Raw genomic sequence first — 15,153 nt, 5'->3', positions numbered from 1 at the left:
GCCGGCACCCGCCGGCCACCCTGACCGCGATGAACTGACCTTGATGAATGAGAAGCGCCATGAGCCGACTAACGGATACCTGGATCATCACTGCCCAGTGCCCGAGCATTCTGGGCACGGTCGATGTCGTCACCCGGTTTTTAAAAGAGCAGCACTGCTATATTACCGAGCTCAGCTCCTTCGATGACCGGCTGGGGGAGCGCTTTTTCATTCGTGCCGAGTTTCGCCCGGAGCTCGACGATTTTAGCGAACAAGCGTTCGAGGAGGCCTTTGGCCCCCGCGCCCGCGAGTTCGACATGAGCTTCGAGCTGACCCCGCCGGCCAAGCGCACCGGCGCGGTCATTCTGGTCTCCAAGGCGGACCACTGCCTGAACGATCTGCTCTACCGCTACCGTACCGGGCAGCTTGCGCTGGATATCAAGGCGATCGTCTCCAACCATCCGGATCTGCAGCCGCTGGCCGAGTGGCATGATCTACCCTATCACCACCTGCCGATCACCCCGGAGACCAAGGCCGAGCAGGAAGCCCAGGTACTCGACATCATCGAGCAGACCGGGGCGGAACTGGTGATTCTGGCGCGCTACATGCAGGTGCTGTCGCCGCGCATGTGCCAGCTGCTCGACGGCCGTGCAATCAATATCCACCACTCGCTGTTGCCGGGCTTCAAGGGCGCCAGGCCCTACCACCAGGCCTACGACAAGGGCGTGAAGCTGGTCGGCGCCACCGCGCACTACATCAACAACGACCTGGACGAAGGCCCGATCATCGCCCAGGGGGTGGAGCCGGTGGACCATGCGCACTACCCGGAGGATCTGGTCGCCAAGGGGCGCGATATCGAGTGTCTGACGCTCGCTCGGGCCATCGGCTACCACCTGGAGCGGCGGGTGTTTTTGCACGGCGGCCGTACGGTCGTGTTCGGCAACTGACCGAACGCCCTCAACGCGGTACCTCGACTACAGTAAGTACAACAAACGACGTCGCCTTGCCGGCCGATAGGTTCGCCCGTCGCCGGTGAGCCGGCGCGCTATTCTCATCAGAGGTCTTCCATGCCTATCAGTGTCTTCGACCTTTTCAAGATCGGCGTCGGCCCATCCAGCTCGCATACGGTCGGCCCCATGATGGCAGCCTTCAAGTTCGCCGCGGCGGTAGAAGACGCCGGCGTACTCGACCGGGTCAGCCGTCTGGAAGTGCATCTCTACGGCTCGCTCTCCGCTACCGGCGTTGGCCACGGCACCGACCACGCCACCGTCATGGGCCTGATGGGCGAACGCCCGGATCGGATCGACCCGTCGATCATCGGCCCCACGATCGCGGCGCTCAAGGAGACGCGCACGCTGTCGCTCAATCGCCAGAAGGACGTCACCTTCGTCTGGGAACGGGACATGCGCTTTCACGACGAAAGCCTGCCCCACCACCCCAACGCCATGAAGCTCTGCGCGTATGACGAAGCCGACCAGGTCTTGCTCGCGAACACCTACTACTCAGTGGGCGGCGGCTTCGTCGTCGACCAGCACCAGGTGGACGCGAAGCTCGAGGACATGGACAGTGCCGAGATCCCTTTCGACTTCAACTCCGCCGAAGAGCTGTTGGCGATCTGCAAGCGCGAGAAGCTCAGTGTCAGCCAGCTGATGATGGCCAACGAGAAGACCTGGCGGCCCGAGCAGGAGGTGCGCGACGAGCTGTGGCGCATCTGGCAGGTGATGTGCGAGTGCGTCGACAACGGTCTGACTCACGAAGGCGTGCTGCCCGGCGGGCTCAACGTCAAGCGCCGCGCCAAACTACTGCACCAGCGTCTGTCCGCCGCCGAGCAGAACCCGTGCTTGATCGCGACTACCTTCTCCGCGATGGAGTGGGTCAACATCTTCGCGCTGGCCGTCAACGAAGAGAACGCTGCCGGCGGGCGCATGGTCACCGCCCCGACCAACGGCGCGGCGGGCATCATCCCGGCGGTGCTGCACTACTACATGAAGTTCCAGGCAGGCTCTTGTGATCGCAACGTGGTCGACTTTCTGCTCGCCGCCGGCGCGATCGGCATTCTGTGCAAGAAAAACGCCTCGATCTCCGGCGCCGAAGTGGGCTGCCAGGGCGAGGTCGGCTCCGCCTGCGCCATGGCCGCCGCGGGCCTTGCCGAAGTGATGGGCGCCACGCCAGAGCAGGTCGAACACGCCGCGGAAATCGGTCTGGAGCACAACCTGGGGCTCACCTGCGACCCGGTCGGCGGGCTCGTTCAGGTGCCCTGCATCGAGCGCAACGCCATCGCCACCGTCAAGGCGATCAATGCGGCCCAAATGGCGCTGCACGGCGACGGCACCCACTTCATCTCGCTGGATAAAGTGATCCGCACCATGCGCGACACCGGCCGCGACATGCTCGACAAGTACAAGGAGACCTCCAAGGGGGGGCTGGCGGTGAACGCGATCGAGTGTTAGATGTAATAGATGAGTACCGCCTTTCTTCTCAAAGCCCAAGCAGCCGCTTGGGCTTTTTGCTACTACTCGAGCGGCTCATAAGGCAATCCGACATAGTTCTCTGCAACCGTCTTGAGTCCCGCCTCGGAGCGTGTGACGTAATCGAGTTCGGCGAGCTGCAAGCGACTGTCGAAGTTGTCTTTCTCGGAGAAGGTGTGCAGCATCGACGTCATCCACCAGGAGAAACGCTCGGCCTTCCAGATGCGTTTCAGGCAGGTCTGCGAGTAGCGCTCGATCAAGTCCGTGCGGCCTTGCTGATAGACCTTCACCATCAGCCGGTAGAGCGTATTGACGTCACTGGCGGCGAGGTTGAGCCCCTTGGCGCCGGTGGGCGGGACGATGTGCGCCGCGTCGCCGACCAAAAACAGTTTACCGTACTGCATGGGCTCCACCACGAAGCTTCGAAGCGGCGCGATACTCTTCTCGATGGAAGGCCCGGTCACGAGCTTGTTGGCCACCTCGTCGGGCAGGCGGCGCTTGAGCTCCTCCCAGAAGCGCTCATCGGACCAGTCCTCCACTTTTTCATCCAGCGGCACCTGCAGGTAGTAGCGGCTGCGGGTGGCGGAGCGCATGCTGCACAGGCTAAAGCCACGCTCGTGGCGGGCGTAGATCAGCTCATCCGACACCGGCGGCGTGTCTGATAACACCCCCAGCCAGCCAAAGGGATAGACCTTTTCGAACTCGGTGAGGCGATCACCGGGAATGCTCTGGCGCGAGACGCCGTGGTAGCCGTCGCAGCCGGCCACGTAGTCACAGTCGAGCCGGACGGTTTCGCCGTTATGCTCGAAGGTGAGATAAGGCGCGTCGCTTTCCAGATCGAAGAGCTGAACGTTGTCCGTTTCATAAAACGTGGTGGCGCCGGCGGCCTCGCGGGCCGCCATCAAATCGCGCGTCACCTCGGTCTGGCCGTAAACCATCACCCGACTGCCGCCAGTCAGCTCATCCAGCGCCACACGCACGCGGCGGTTGTCGAAGGCCAGCTCGAAGCCGTCGTGGGGCAAGCCCTCTTCATCCATACGCCGATCGACTCCCGCTTCACGCAAAAGATCCACCGTGCCCTGCTCCAGCACCCCGGCGCGGATACGGCTCAGCACGTACTCGCCGCTGCGCCGCTCGACGATCACGTTGTCGATCCCCTGGCGCTGCAACAGCTGCCCCAGCAGCAGGCCGGACGGGCCGGCACCGATAATCGCCACCTGTGTTTTCATTGAAAGCCCTCTCAAAGCATTGTTTCATCACGCGTCATGAATTGTATTTTTGATCGAATGAGGCGCTTGGATAAGGCAATATATCGCCTATTATCTAGATTTTTGGCGTATAAATGATCAACTTTAGTCACATGCGCCAGGAGCATGCGATGTCGTATTCTTCCATCGTTCCCGTATTCAAGCTCTACGGCGAAACCCGGCACTGGCCCACGCCGGATCTTTTGCACTGCGAATCGATTCCCGAGCGCAGCCGACTGCACGACTGGCGTATTCGCCCGCACCGTCATACCGATCTGGTTCACGTGTTGTTGATCACTAAAGGCAGCGTGGATCTGGAGCTGGAGGGCGCCCACCACTATCAGCGGGATGCGGGGGTTATCGTGGTGCCGGCCATGACGATTCACGGGTTCTGTTTTTCGCCGGACGTGGCGGGGTACATCGTGACGCTGGCCCAACCGCTGGCGGACCATCTGGGGGTGGCACTTGACGATGGCCGAGCGCTCAAGCAGCCGGGGTTTTACACCCTCGAAACCGCCGGAAATAGAGCGCAGATCGTCACGCTCGTCGAGCAGATCGACCGTGAGTATCGCCATCCGGCACCGGGGCGGCGACAGCTTCTGGAGGTGCTGGCCCAGGCACTGGCCATCGAGCTCGAACGCCTGGTACTGCCGCGCAAACCCACGCCCCAGCGTTTGGTGCCCAAACCACGCGAAAAGGGCCGCCAGCACCTTGAACGGTTCCACGCGTTGGTCGAGCAGCGCTTCAGGGAGCAGCCCGGCATCGAGGCGCTGGCCGGCGAGGTTGGGCTCAGCCGCGCACACCTCAACCTTTTGTGCCGTCAGCAGGAGGGCCTGAGCGCCCTGCAGATACTCCACGAGCGGGTGTTGTTAGAGGCCAAACGCCAGCTTACTTATACCAACATGACCATCGCCGAGATCGCCGACGGCCTTGGTTTCTCCGAGCCGGCCTACTTCACCCGGTTTTTCAAGCGTAATACGTCGCTGGCTCCGCGCGCGTTTCGGCAGCGCCAATTTTCAGAGCGCGCAGAGTAGTGCCATAATTCAGGGACCGTCATCTCCCACGATACCCTATGGGTACTCACTCGGTAGCTTAAGGCTTGCGTATGTATAAAAAATTACAGCGATTCTTTTTTTTAAAGCGGCCTGGCTGGTACCTGCTCAACCGCGCGCCGGTAAATCCGGTGCTGAATCTGCACGGCTTGACGCCCATGCCTCACCTGGATGACAAGAGCAGCAGTCGCTTTTTCCTTCAGGAGAAGACCGACACGCTGTTCAAGCTCGTGCACGATAAATACTCGCCCCGCGAGGATTTCTGGCGCTGGCTGGGGCGCGACATCATCTCCAAGCGCTTGACCGGCTCCTATGACGCCCACAAGGAGTACCAGAGCCGGCGTATTTTGAAAAAGCTGGGCCAGCGCACTGTCAACGTGCGCTGCTACGGTGTGGCGCTCAACTTCTTGAACCCGCTGGGTTCGCTCTATGCCATGGAGCACATGAGCCGGTGCCAGGCGGGAAGCGACTACTATGCCACCCTCGATGACACAAGCCGCGCCCGCTTCATCGATACCCTGGCCTCTCAGGTCGCGGCGCTGGCCGAGGCGGGCTACTACCACCGCGACCTGCACCTGGACAACCTGATGGTCGACGAAAGCAATCAGCTGATCTGGATCGATACTCACGTGAAGGCGCTGCCCTCGTCGCGGGAAAAGCGCCAGGCGCTGTTCGACAACATGCTGACCAACAGCCGCATCGACGACCCGGCCGACCGGGCCCGACTCAAGGGCCACCTCGCGCCGTATTTTTCCAGCGCAAACGAGGCCCGGAGCCAGTAAGGATGAGAGCAGATAAGGCTAGAGCAAAAAGAACGTGCTTAGAATCGGGAAAATGATCAGCAGCGCCAGCCGAACGAAGTCCGACACGATGAACGGCGCCACGCCCTTGAAGATCTCGCCAAGCCCGACGTGCGGCGCCATGGCCTTGATCACGAACACGTTCATGCCCACCGGTGGGGTGATCAGGCCAAGCTCGACCGTCAATACCGTGATGACCCCGAACCAGACCGGATCGATCCCCAACGCCTGGATGATCGGATAGACCACTGGAACGGTGATCACCAGCATGGCGATGGAATCCATGAACATGCCGAGCACGAAGTAGAGCAGCAGGATGCACAGCACCACCACGATGGGCGCCAGGTCCATGCCGTAGAGAAAGTCGCTGATGGAAAACGAGATGCGCGATACCGAGATGAAGTAGCCCAGTGTCTCGGCGCCGACCAGCATGAAGAACACCACCGACGACAGCGCCAGCGTCTCCTGCAGGCTGCGCCAGAGACCGGCCCCGCGCATGCCCTTGTAAAGCGCGTAGAGAAGCGTGGCGAACGCCCCGACGCTAGCGCCCTCTGTGGGTGTGAACAGGCCGAAATAGATACCCAGAATCATCACCAGAAAAACGGCGAAGAAAGGCACGAGACCGGATATCGAGGAAAACTTCGCCCGCCAGGACGTCCGCTCGCCGGCCACGGCCAGGTCTGGGCGTAGGCGCATGACGACCGTTACCGTCAGCGCGTACATGACCAGCCCCATCAGGCCCGGAATCAGCCCCGCCATGAACATGTCGCCGACCGACTGCTCGGTCAAAATGGCGTAAATCAGAAGCGCGATACTCGGCGGAATCATGATACCCAGCGTGCCGCCCGCGGCCAGCGCTCCGGTGGCCAGGCCCCGGTTGTAGCCGTAACGCTCCATTTCCGGTAGCGCCACGCGGGTCATGGTGCTGGCGGTGGCCAGCGACGAGCCTGAAATCGCCGAAAACACTCCGCAGGAGCCAACCGCGGCAATCGCCAGGCCCCCTTTCCAGCCGCCGCAGATCGTGCGCGTGGCGTCAAACAGCTTGCCCGCCATGCCCGAGTGTGCCGCCAGCACGCCCATCAGGATGAACATGGGAACGGCGCTGAAACTGTAGTTCGACAGCACCTCGATGGGCACCGTTTTGAGCTGCGCGATGGCGGCGTCCCAGCTGATGATCTGCGCAAAGCCGCCCACGCCGATGATCAGCATGGTCAGCGCGACGGGCACTCTGAGCACCATCAGTACCAGCAGCAGGCCAAGACCGATGGCCCCGATCATTTCACTCCCCATCGGCCACCTCCACATCGACACCAAAGAGCGCACCCAGCAGCGCATGCAGGGCGCTGCGAATGCCGAGCAGCAGGCTCATGGCCGCCGCCGCGTAGTAAATGGGTCCCATGGGCAGGCGCAGATCCTGGGTTACTTCACCGTGACGCGAGGCCGCCGCCGCCGAATCCAGAAGCCCGGTAAACAGCACCAGTCCCAACGCGGCAAAACCCAGCAGATAGACGCCGTGAAGGCGATTTTTCACCCACTGGGGCAATCGATGCGAAAACGCCTCGACCACCACCTGGCTTTTTTCGACGTTGGCCGCCATGGCCGCCAGCAGCGAACACAGCATGAGGTAGCTCACCAGCTCGACGCTGCCGCTCACGCGTAGCGCAAACGCGCCGTCGGTCAAGCGATAGAGATAACGGGTACTGACATCGGCGATCGTGACCATTAGAAGCGCCACTAGCGCCACACCGGCGACCACGCGACAACAAAAGGCCAGCCAGTGGCTGGCCTTCTCCAGAGAACGCTGCATCGATTACTCCTGGGGGCTTTCGCAGGCTGCGCTGGCGCTCAGCGCGGCCTGATAAACGTCCCGCGCCTGATCGAGGCCGCGCTCTTCGAGCTGGCTCAGGTAGGTTTCGATACCTTCCTCCAGCGGTCCCTGCCAGTCCGGGTCCTCGAGCGGATTTTCGATTTCGCGAATCGTGTGCCCGGCGTCGACCGCTTCCTGCTTGCCTTCCACATCGAGACGATCAAAGACCTCGCCAGCCTTCTCGGCCCACTTCATGCCGGAGTTGTCGTCGATCACCGCCTGCTGCTCCGGCGTCAAACGATCGTAGGCGCGCTGGTTCATGGTCGCGACGAAAATCAGTGTGTAGAACGGCACCTCGGTGTGATAGCTCACCAGCTCGTTGATACGAAAGCTGCCAAGCCCCTCCCAGGGAAAGCTCAAACCGTCGATGACGCCGCGCTGCATCGACGTATAGATGTCCGGCGCCGGCATACCGACAGGGCTTGCGCCCATGTTCTCGAGCATTTCACCCGCCACGGCGGTCGGGCGGCGAATGCGAAGTCCTTCGAGATCTGCCGGTGTCTGCACATCGGTGCCGGTGGTATGGATGCCGCCGGGGCCGGTGGTGAACATGAACAGCGGCCGCGTATCCTCGTACTCGCTGTCCAGGTGGCCTTCGTCATAAAGGGTTTGCAGTACGCACGCGCCCTGGGTTGCCGAACTCGCCACGCCCGGAAGCTCGACGATCTGGGAAAGCGGAAAACGCCCCGCCGTGTAGCCCTGAGCGGTTGCGCCGATGTCGGTAATGCCATTAGCCGCCGCTTCGTAGATGGAATCCGGCTTGGCGAGTGTACCCGAAGGGAACATTTGTACGGTCAAGTCACCGCCCGACTCTTCGGCGATGGTATCGGCCCAGGCCTGTAGAATATCCTCGTTGACTCCAGAGGCGCCGGGCCAGAAGTGAGCCATACGCAGCGTGGTGGCTGCCTGGGCGGAAGCGATGGAAAGGCCAGCGATGGTGGCGGCAAGCGCACACCGGGCGAAAACAGCTTTCATGAGGAGCTCCCGTTCTTTAGGTAGAACACGGTTGTTCGCATAACGAATATTAGTTCGTCTTATGGAGTCAACCTTAATCCACTAGTCGCCCCCAAAGCTAATCGACCTTGGTCTATATTTAGAATCCATCCATTCCCGCTTCTCCGCATTACTAAGCGCGAGCGACCGGCGCAGGTACCGTTTCGCTGTGCGCCAGCTCAGTTTGAAGTAATTTTTCCAGCAGCCGAGTCTTGAGCGCCGACGCTTCCGGAGCGCTCCATAGGTTATGAAACTCACCAGGATCGCTCTCAAGATCATAGAGCTCTCCCCATTCCAGCCCCTGGAATACCGATAATCGATACCGTTTATCTCGAAGCGAGTGAATATTGGGACATACCCCCAGGCCATTCATGGGCGCCTGATGCGCATACTGGATGAGCAAGGAATCCGGTGCTGTCGAGGCATCGGTCAAATCACGCCCCTGCATTCCCCAGGCCGGCTCGATGCGGGCTCGCTCCAGAATCGTTGCGCCGATATCCAATGTTTGGCCCAGCCGCTCACTACGTACGCCCCGCTCGCCTTCAGGATCGGCCCAGATAAAAGGCACACGGGTAATCTGTTCATATTGCTCGGCTCCCTTGAACAGCAACCGATGATCGCCCAGATGGTCGCCGTGGTCAGAAGTGAATATGGTGACCGTCTCATCGGCTCTTCCTGAATCGGTCAGCGCCTGCTGTACCCGACCGACTGCGTCATCGATCATCGTGATCATGCCACAGGTCAACGCCTGCGCTTCCTGCGCTTCTCTGGCCGAACAACCAATAGCGTTCATGCCTTGAAGGTTGGCCTTGCCCGCTTGACGGGTTTCCAATACGCCAGCCACGTGCGGCGGCGGAGTCCAGTCGCTGGCCTTGAAGGCCGCCGGCAACGGCATATCATCCGGTGAGTACATGTCCCAGTACTCGCCTGGCGGGTTGAAGGGGTGGTGAGGGTCAGGCCAGCTCACCATCAAAAAGAAGGGACGATCGCTATCCTTACGCGCATCGATCCATGCACTGGCGCGTTCAGCAATGTAGGAAGTCGAGTATAGTTCTGCCGGTACGGCGGTACGTACCGCTTGCGGGCAGGAGTAGTCGTGCGGAAGCTGATTTTTTTGCCCCATCAATCGGCTCGCCTCGGGCTTGCGCTCGAGCATCCACTGGGTATAGTCGCCCCCCACCTGGTCGCCGTGTCCCGTTACCAGCTCCACATGATCGAAGCCATAAAAAGGTGTTGGCACCCTGGGCATCTCACCCGCCCAAAAATCAGGCTCCTCGACATGGTAGAGGGGGGAAGCAAAGTCATGACGCACTGCCTCGCCCAACTCACCCTTTGCCTTATGGTAGCCAGGGCGAGCCTCATCAGGCTGCTGTAACGGCGCAATGCCGGTAAACGTCTGCAAATGACTCTTGCCGATCAGCGCCGTTTCATAGCCGGCGTCGCGCAATAGCTCGACGAAGGTAACATTGCGTTGAGAAAGCGGAATACCGTTGTAGCGCACACCATGCCCGGAAGGCAGACGCCCGGTCATCAGGCTGGCGCGATTGGGCATGCACACAGGGCTTGCGACATAGAAACGATCAAAGGTCGTACCTTGCGCCGCCATCGTGTCGATATTGGGCGTACGCACTAACGGATGGCCATAGCATCCAAGGAAATCAGCGCGATGCTGATCGGTGATGAAAAGAATGAAATTGGGTCGATCAGACATCAGTGAGCCTCGCAGAAGTAGAGTTTGCACGAGAATTGCGAGTGGCCATGCGTCGCCAGATAATGAGCGCAACGCTCAGTATCAAAGCAATCGCTCCGGCCCATATATAGGGCGACAGCAAAACCATTGCACATATAATGCGCAGTAACCGCTCCCAGATCGGTAGTGGTCGCTTGTCAAAGCCGATCAGCGCGCTGGCTGCTTGATACAGGGATACCGCCAGCGTCAGCAGTGAAAAGAACACGAAGCCAAACGACGCCGCTGCCGCCGCTTCACTGCCTAGCAGCAGTGCCGGGTTGTAGACAAAGGCAAACGGAATGATGAAGATCATCGCCCCTACCCGCGTCGCCTCGACCGCCGTGCCAATGGGGGTCCCCTTGGAAATCGAAGCAGCCGCGTAAGCCGCAATGGCCACGGGCGGTGTAATCACCGAAGCCACGCCGAAGAAAAAGACAAACAGGTGGGCGGTCAATAGATCAACCCCAAAGCCGGTGAGCGTCGGCCCCATCACCGCCACAATCGCGATGTAAGCAGGCAGGGTCGGCATGCCCATACCCAACACGATGCACCCGCCAGCGGCAATGAGTAAGGCAGCGATAAGCGAGCTGTTCGCGGCTGCCGACAAGAGCACGGCAAACTTGGTCGGCATGCCGGTCGCATTGAGCGTCGACACCACGATACCAACGATGGAAATTGCAATGGCGAGCTGCGCCACCGTCTTGCCACCGTCTGCCAAAGCGACAATCAACTTCCATGGCGCGCGACGAACGTCCGGGTTGATGAAGCTCATGGGCACCAGCGCAAGGATTGCCGCAATGGAAGCTCCTGCCGGAGAGAGGCCGCTGATCAGCAACCAGACGATCAGCGCAATGGGCCCAAATACCAGTGCCAGATTGACCCAGTCCTGCCCCATCGGTTTTTCGATGTTGGCTTCTTCATCTTCGCGGGCGACGATACCCAGTTTTTCGGCTTCAAAAAATACGGTAAGAAACAGGCTCGCGTAGTAAGCGATAGCGGGAATCACTACAGCGAGGATCACGGTGAGATAACTAACCCCGACGATATCCGCCATAACAAGCGCAGCGGCCCCCATGATGGGCGGCAAGATTTGTCCGCCGGTGGAGGCAGAGGCTTCTACCGCACCAGCAAAGTTGCCGGAAAATCCACGCCGGCGAATCATGGGAATAGTGACGACGCCGGTGCCTACCACGTTAGCTACAGCGCTGCCGGAAACGGTTCCAAACAGTGCCGAGGCGAAGATAGCGGCGTAGGCCGGGCCGCCGCGAAACCGGCGCATCAAGTGAAAGGAGATGCGAATCATTGAGGCACCTGCGCCACAGCCTTCCAGCACTGCCCCAAGAATGATGAAGGGTAATACAGTGGAAAGCACGATCCCCATGATGTTGCCAAGAATGCCCTGGCTGGCGTCATACCAGATATTCTGCGCCACAAATTCGTTCATGTCGCCGATGATGGTTTCAAAGACGCCCGGCCAATAAGGACCGGTCACCAGATAGCCAAATACAATGGCTCCAAGAATGGCGATGGGCCCGCCCCACAGCCGCCAGCAAGCAATAATGGATAGTACCGCCGGGATGGCAGCCATCCACGCTTCTCTGGCCGAGAAGAACATGAAACTATCCTTCAGAATCATCGAGATCTGGTAATAGTCCCAGCAAACCCAACTCATTAGAGCCAGCGCCACGGTATAGAGAGCCACATGCAAAACCGTTAGACGTTCCTGCTGAGCCAGACGTTGGGCGTCCCATATCAGAAAGTTCAGAAAGCACAGCCAGTAAAACAAGGGACGGAACCAGTCGAGTTCAAAAGGCCCCACCCGCGGGAGCACGCCATAAGTGGGCAGAACATTCGCCAGTCCTACCAGGGCAATAGCGAGGCCCACGGCAAAACTCGTCCACTGCAGCATTTTTAAGCTGCGTGAAAAAAGGGTTGTCATTGGATGATCTCCCGGCCTGAATAGGCCTGAATCCTTCACAGCAAAGCAGAGGATCCCCGATCCGTTCCGGGATCAGGGAATGGCTCAATCGGCTACCAGGTGCTCAGGAATGGTGATGCCTTGCTCTTCGTAGTAGCGCGCTGCGCCGGGGTGAACCGGCATGTTCGCACCTGCGAAAGGGTCATCTGCGTCCAGGCGAGCCAATAGGGCATTGGCAGACTGCATGTTATCGAGATTATCAAAGAACGACTTGGTCAGCGCATAAGCGGTTTCATCCGACATATTCTTGTTAGCGCCCAGCATCATCACCGTCACCATGATGTTTTGATCCATGTCGCCATTAACCTGACCCTGGTAGGTACCTGCAGGCACTACTTCGGTGCGCACCGCTTGATCTTCGAGGTAATTGCGCCAGCCTTCACTGTCGACCACCTCATCCGGTACGCCAAGAATGCGAATGTCACGTTGCAGGCTCAACTCCTGAACCGACTGCTGGCCCACGGCCGCCGACATGATATACATGTCAAACTGACCATCCTGAAACGCTTGGCTAGCACTCTCCCAGGGCAGTCGGACGCCTTCGTAATCACTGCCATCCTCTAGTCCACCGGACGCTTCATGGATCATACCGCGCGCCTGGTTGGCCGCCGCACCGGCGGGGGGGCCCACGTAAATACGCTTACCTGCCATATCATCCCAGCTATCGATACCGCTATCCGCCCAAACGATGGGGTGAAACGATCCACCCGGGAAAGTGAAAAGCATGCGCAGGTTGTCCGCGAAGGACTGCGCTTGTTCGGCGGTATTGGCATAGGGCCCGACACCCCGCTGCATTGCATTGAATGCCGGGGGCGGCACCACGGCCAGATCCAGTCGGCCCGCTCCAACCTTGATCGCTGAGCGTGTTAGCGCCTGTCCTAAAGATACTTGAAGGTCATATCCGGCAGCAGGTGTGAACTGGGCCCAGGCCTGGGGCACAATGCCAGTCAATGAGGCGCTGCCGCCTCCCTCGATGCTAAGTGTTTCGGCGTGCGCCGATAGTGCTCCCCCAGCAAGGGCTACTACCAGGCTGATCGATTTCATTGTTTTAAGCATTTTATTGTCTCCAGCTCAGAATGAAGCGCTGAACCATGAGGGTAAAACATTCAATAGCCAGTAGCTTATTCTTTATCCATCATTTTCATATCATTTTTGGTATGTTGCGAAGCGCCCGGCAGGTTCTCACGAAACATTTGCATCAGCATACGCAAGGCCGGCCCCGGCTGCGTATCAGGCAGCATGGTTAGTCCCACCGGACCGCGTAAGGCATCATCGCGGATTGGCAGCACCACCACGTCTCCACTGGTACGCGCCTCCGTCACTAGTGCCTCAACCGTCACCACCACATGATTTGAAGCGCGTATGATCTTGTTGATAAATCCCGCATCGATGGACTCCAGAGCAAAATTAGGCGCCACTACCCCGCTACGAAAGAGAAAACGCTCCAACTCCTGACGAATGACAGTCCCTGGAATTGGCGCCAGCATGGGCATTTCCAACACCGTTCGAAGCTCAACATTGGCACCCGGTTGCGCCAGCACGTGCTGCGCCCCCATGGCAAAGACGATCTCCTCGTCGTAGAGATGCTGAAAAGTCAGGCCCTTCATGGAAACGGTATCCGACAGTCTGCCAATGACCAGATCCAGCCCCCCCTGGCGCAGCCGCGCTAAAAGGTCTGCGTTGGCGCCTGAAACGATACGAATAGTGGTGTGTGGGTAAACATGCTGAAAATCTTCGATAATAGCGGGTAATACCAAGCCGCAGACATTGGGTAGCGCCCCAATGCGCAGTAGCTCACGGCTACCGCTAATATCCTGGGTCGCCCGTACACCTTCCGCCATTAGCGCTATACCAGCCTCGGCGGCATCGAAAAGTTTTCGACCGTGTGGCGTGAGTACCGCGCCGCGTAACGATCGATCGAACAGGGAGACATTAAGTATCGATTCGATCTCTCGAATTGAGCGAGAGACAGCGGGCTGCGTTATGCCGAGCACGTTCGCTGCCGCCATGAAACTGCCATTTTGCGCCACTGCAATGAAACAACGGATTTGGCGAAAGCTTATTCTTGCCAACAGATGGGCGGTATTTTCGATGAGAGACTCCTTTTTCAATTCACCAGTCGAACATCGATCGTTCTTTTGGCGCCTTTAATAACGAACGATCGTTAACGTCAATTACTAAAAAGAGATCAAAGGGCGCCTTTAAGCCATGTATCAATCGATAAACACCTGAAGTCTCGATATATTTAAATATTACCCAGAGTTAATACAGACTGATCGAAATGATTGATCTTCAAATAAAATCAAAAAAGCTCCTGATAGCGAAGGCCAATCAGAGCGTGCTCGCGCATCAGCATTTCAGCCCGTGCACCTTCGCCATTGTCCAGTGCCTGAAAGATAAGCTCGTGATGTAATTGAGCCAACTGTAGCTTTCGAAACTCCTTTATCAGGTCATTATCATCAATCACGATAGAAGCGGCCGCTGCAAAGGGTAGATGGTTGTTACGAGCAATGGCATCGCCAATGACGGCGCTACCGGCAGCACTCACGATCCGCTCGTGAAAACGGTAATTGAGCTCGATCCAGCGCTCGACATCCTCGTCCTCAAGAAACCCCTTCTCCAGCACGCCCTGACCTTTTTGGATCCAAAAAAGCAAATCGCCGCGCAGATCGTCGGCCATACCGCGCTCTGCGACGCGCTTGGCGGCCAAGCCCTCCAGCGCGCCACGCACTTCTACGGCGCAGTAGATGTCCGCATTAGTGAATTCCCGCACCATATAACCACGCTTGCCCGCGCGCTTTAGAAGCCCCTCCTGCTCCAGGCTTCGAAATGCGAGCCTGACAGGCGTTCTGGAGACACCCAAGCGATTGGCCACGGCTTCTTCACCCAATCTCTCGCCCTGGGGATAGAAGCCATCCTCAATCAGCTTACGCAATCGGCTGGCTACGCTTTTATCGTTATTGCCCATTACCGCTCCTGTATCAATCATTTATCGCTGCGCGCAATGAGAGCTAAACCAAAAGTATAGGTTGACGAATAA

At 58.9% G+C, this 15,153-nt stretch carries 13 protein-coding genes; 4 read left to right on the top strand and 9 right to left on the bottom strand.

From position 1 onward, the window contains the following. The first annotated feature begins 59 nt into the window (after positions 1-59). Entirely contained in the window at positions 60-926 is an 867-nt protein-coding gene (gene purU / locus RN347_RS00540) for a formyltetrahydrofolate deformylase (protein WP_311959292.1), read from the top strand. 120 nt (positions 927-1,046) lie between these two features. Next, on the top strand, positions 1,047-2,429 hold the full coding sequence (locus RN347_RS00535; protein WP_263585564.1) for an L-serine ammonia-lyase: 1,383 nt from the start codon (positions 1,047-1,049) through the stop codon (positions 2,427-2,429). Between the two features lie 62 nt (positions 2,430-2,491). Here the strand turns inward: RN347_RS00535 and pobA are convergent, their stop codons facing one another. Further along, positions 2,492-3,676 (bottom strand): 4-hydroxybenzoate 3-monooxygenase, encoded by a 1,185-nt coding sequence (gene pobA / locus RN347_RS00530; protein WP_311959287.1) that lies wholly within the window; start codon positions 3,674-3,676, stop codon positions 2,492-2,494. Positions 3,677-3,825: 149 nt separating this feature from the next. On the opposite strand from pobA, the gene RN347_RS00525 reads away from it, so the two are divergent. Next, on the top strand, positions 3,826-4,728 hold the full coding sequence (locus tag RN347_RS00525; RefSeq protein WP_263585571.1) for a helix-turn-helix domain-containing protein: 903 nt from the start codon (positions 3,826-3,828) through the stop codon (positions 4,726-4,728). A gap of 71 nt (positions 4,729-4,799) precedes the next feature. Next, the gene (locus RN347_RS00520; RefSeq protein WP_311959284.1) at positions 4,800-5,528 is read left to right on the top strand and encodes a phosphotransferase; all 729 of its coding nucleotides are present in this window, start codon (positions 4,800-4,802) and stop codon (positions 5,526-5,528) included. Between the two features lie 18 nt (positions 5,529-5,546). On the opposite strand, the gene RN347_RS00515 is transcribed toward RN347_RS00520, so the two are convergent. The 8 genes from RN347_RS00515 to RN347_RS00480 all read right to left on the bottom strand — a co-directional run bounded on the left by RN347_RS00515 (position 5,547) and on the right by RN347_RS00480 (position 15,081). After that, positions 5,547-6,836, bottom strand: coding sequence for a TRAP transporter large permease (locus RN347_RS00515; protein WP_263585573.1), 1,290 nt, complete (start codon positions 6,834-6,836; stop codon positions 5,547-5,549). Beyond that, entirely contained in the window at positions 6,826-7,353 is a 528-nt protein-coding gene (locus RN347_RS00510) for a TRAP transporter small permease (RefSeq protein WP_263585574.1), read from the bottom strand. Before RN347_RS00510 ends, RN347_RS00515 begins: the two co-directional genes overlap by 11 nt. Positions 7,354-7,356: 3 nt before the next feature. Continuing rightward, entirely contained in the window at positions 7,357-8,388 is a 1,032-nt protein-coding gene (locus tag RN347_RS00505; protein ID WP_263585575.1) for a TRAP transporter substrate-binding protein, read from the bottom strand. A gap of 151 nt (positions 8,389-8,539) precedes the next feature. Further along, a complete protein-coding gene (locus tag RN347_RS00500; RefSeq protein ID WP_311959280.1) occupies positions 8,540-10,117 on the bottom strand; it encodes a sulfatase-like hydrolase/transferase in 1,578 nt (525 codons plus the stop codon). Continuing rightward, entirely contained in the window at positions 10,110-12,074 is a 1,965-nt protein-coding gene (locus RN347_RS00495) for a TRAP transporter fused permease subunit (protein WP_311959278.1), read from the bottom strand. The genes RN347_RS00500 and RN347_RS00495 overlap by 8 nt, the downstream gene beginning before the upstream one ends. A gap of 84 nt (positions 12,075-12,158) precedes the next feature. After that, entirely contained in the window at positions 12,159-13,169 is a 1,011-nt protein-coding gene (locus RN347_RS00490) for a TAXI family TRAP transporter solute-binding subunit (protein WP_311959276.1), read from the bottom strand. Between the two features lie 65 nt (positions 13,170-13,234). Next, on the bottom strand, positions 13,235-14,224 hold the full coding sequence (locus tag RN347_RS00485; protein WP_311959274.1) for a LysR substrate-binding domain-containing protein: 990 nt from the start codon (positions 14,222-14,224) through the stop codon (positions 13,235-13,237). 191 nt (positions 14,225-14,415) lie between these two features. Next, a complete protein-coding gene (locus RN347_RS00480) occupies positions 14,416-15,081 on the bottom strand; it encodes a GntR family transcriptional regulator (RefSeq protein WP_311959273.1) in 666 nt (221 codons plus the stop codon). Positions 15,082-15,153 lie beyond the last annotated feature (72 nt).

Source organism: Halomonas sp. PAMB 3264 (genome assembly GCF_031954245.1).
Taxonomy (GTDB): Bacteria; Pseudomonadota; Gammaproteobacteria; order Pseudomonadales; family Halomonadaceae; genus Vreelandella.
The sequence above is the reverse complement of the archived record's forward strand: the minus strand, read 5'-3'. Positions and strand labels throughout refer to the sequence as shown.

Bases quoted from the DNA above. Each gene is read 5' to 3' on its own strand.
- purU (WP_311959292.1), top strand. From the start codon at position 60: ATGAGCCGACTAACGGATACCTGGATCATCACTGCCCAGTGCCCGAGC.
- RN347_RS00535 (WP_263585564.1), top strand. From the start codon at position 1,047: ATGCCTATCAGTGTCTTCGACCTTTTCAAGATCGGCGTCGGCCCATCC.
- pobA (WP_311959287.1), bottom strand. From the start codon at position 3,676: ATGAAAACACAGGTGGCGATTATCGGTGCCGGCCCGTCCGGCCTGCTG.
- RN347_RS00525 (WP_263585571.1), top strand. From the start codon at position 3,826: ATGTCGTATTCTTCCATCGTTCCCGTATTCAAGCTCTACGGCGAAACC.
- RN347_RS00520 (WP_311959284.1), top strand. From the start codon at position 4,800: ATGTATAAAAAATTACAGCGATTCTTTTTTTTAAAGCGGCCTGGCTGG.
- RN347_RS00515 (WP_263585573.1), bottom strand. From the start codon at position 6,836: ATGGGGAGTGAAATGATCGGGGCCATCGGTCTTGGCCTGCTGCTGGTA.
- RN347_RS00510 (WP_263585574.1), bottom strand. From the start codon at position 7,353: ATGCAGCGTTCTCTGGAGAAGGCCAGCCACTGGCTGGCCTTTTGTTGT.
- RN347_RS00505 (WP_263585575.1), bottom strand. From the start codon at position 8,388: ATGAAAGCTGTTTTCGCCCGGTGTGCGCTTGCCGCCACCATCGCTGGC.
- RN347_RS00500 (WP_311959280.1), bottom strand. From the start codon at position 10,117: ATGTCTGATCGACCCAATTTCATTCTTTTCATCACCGATCAGCATCGC.
- RN347_RS00495 (WP_311959278.1), bottom strand. From the start codon at position 12,074: ATGACAACCCTTTTTTCACGCAGCTTAAAAATGCTGCAGTGGACGAGT.
- RN347_RS00490 (WP_311959276.1), bottom strand. From the start codon at position 13,169: ATGCTTAAAACAATGAAATCGATCAGCCTGGTAGTAGCCCTTGCTGGG.
- RN347_RS00480 (WP_311959273.1), bottom strand. From the start codon at position 15,081: ATGGGCAATAACGATAAAAGCGTAGCCAGCCGATTGCGTAAGCTGATT.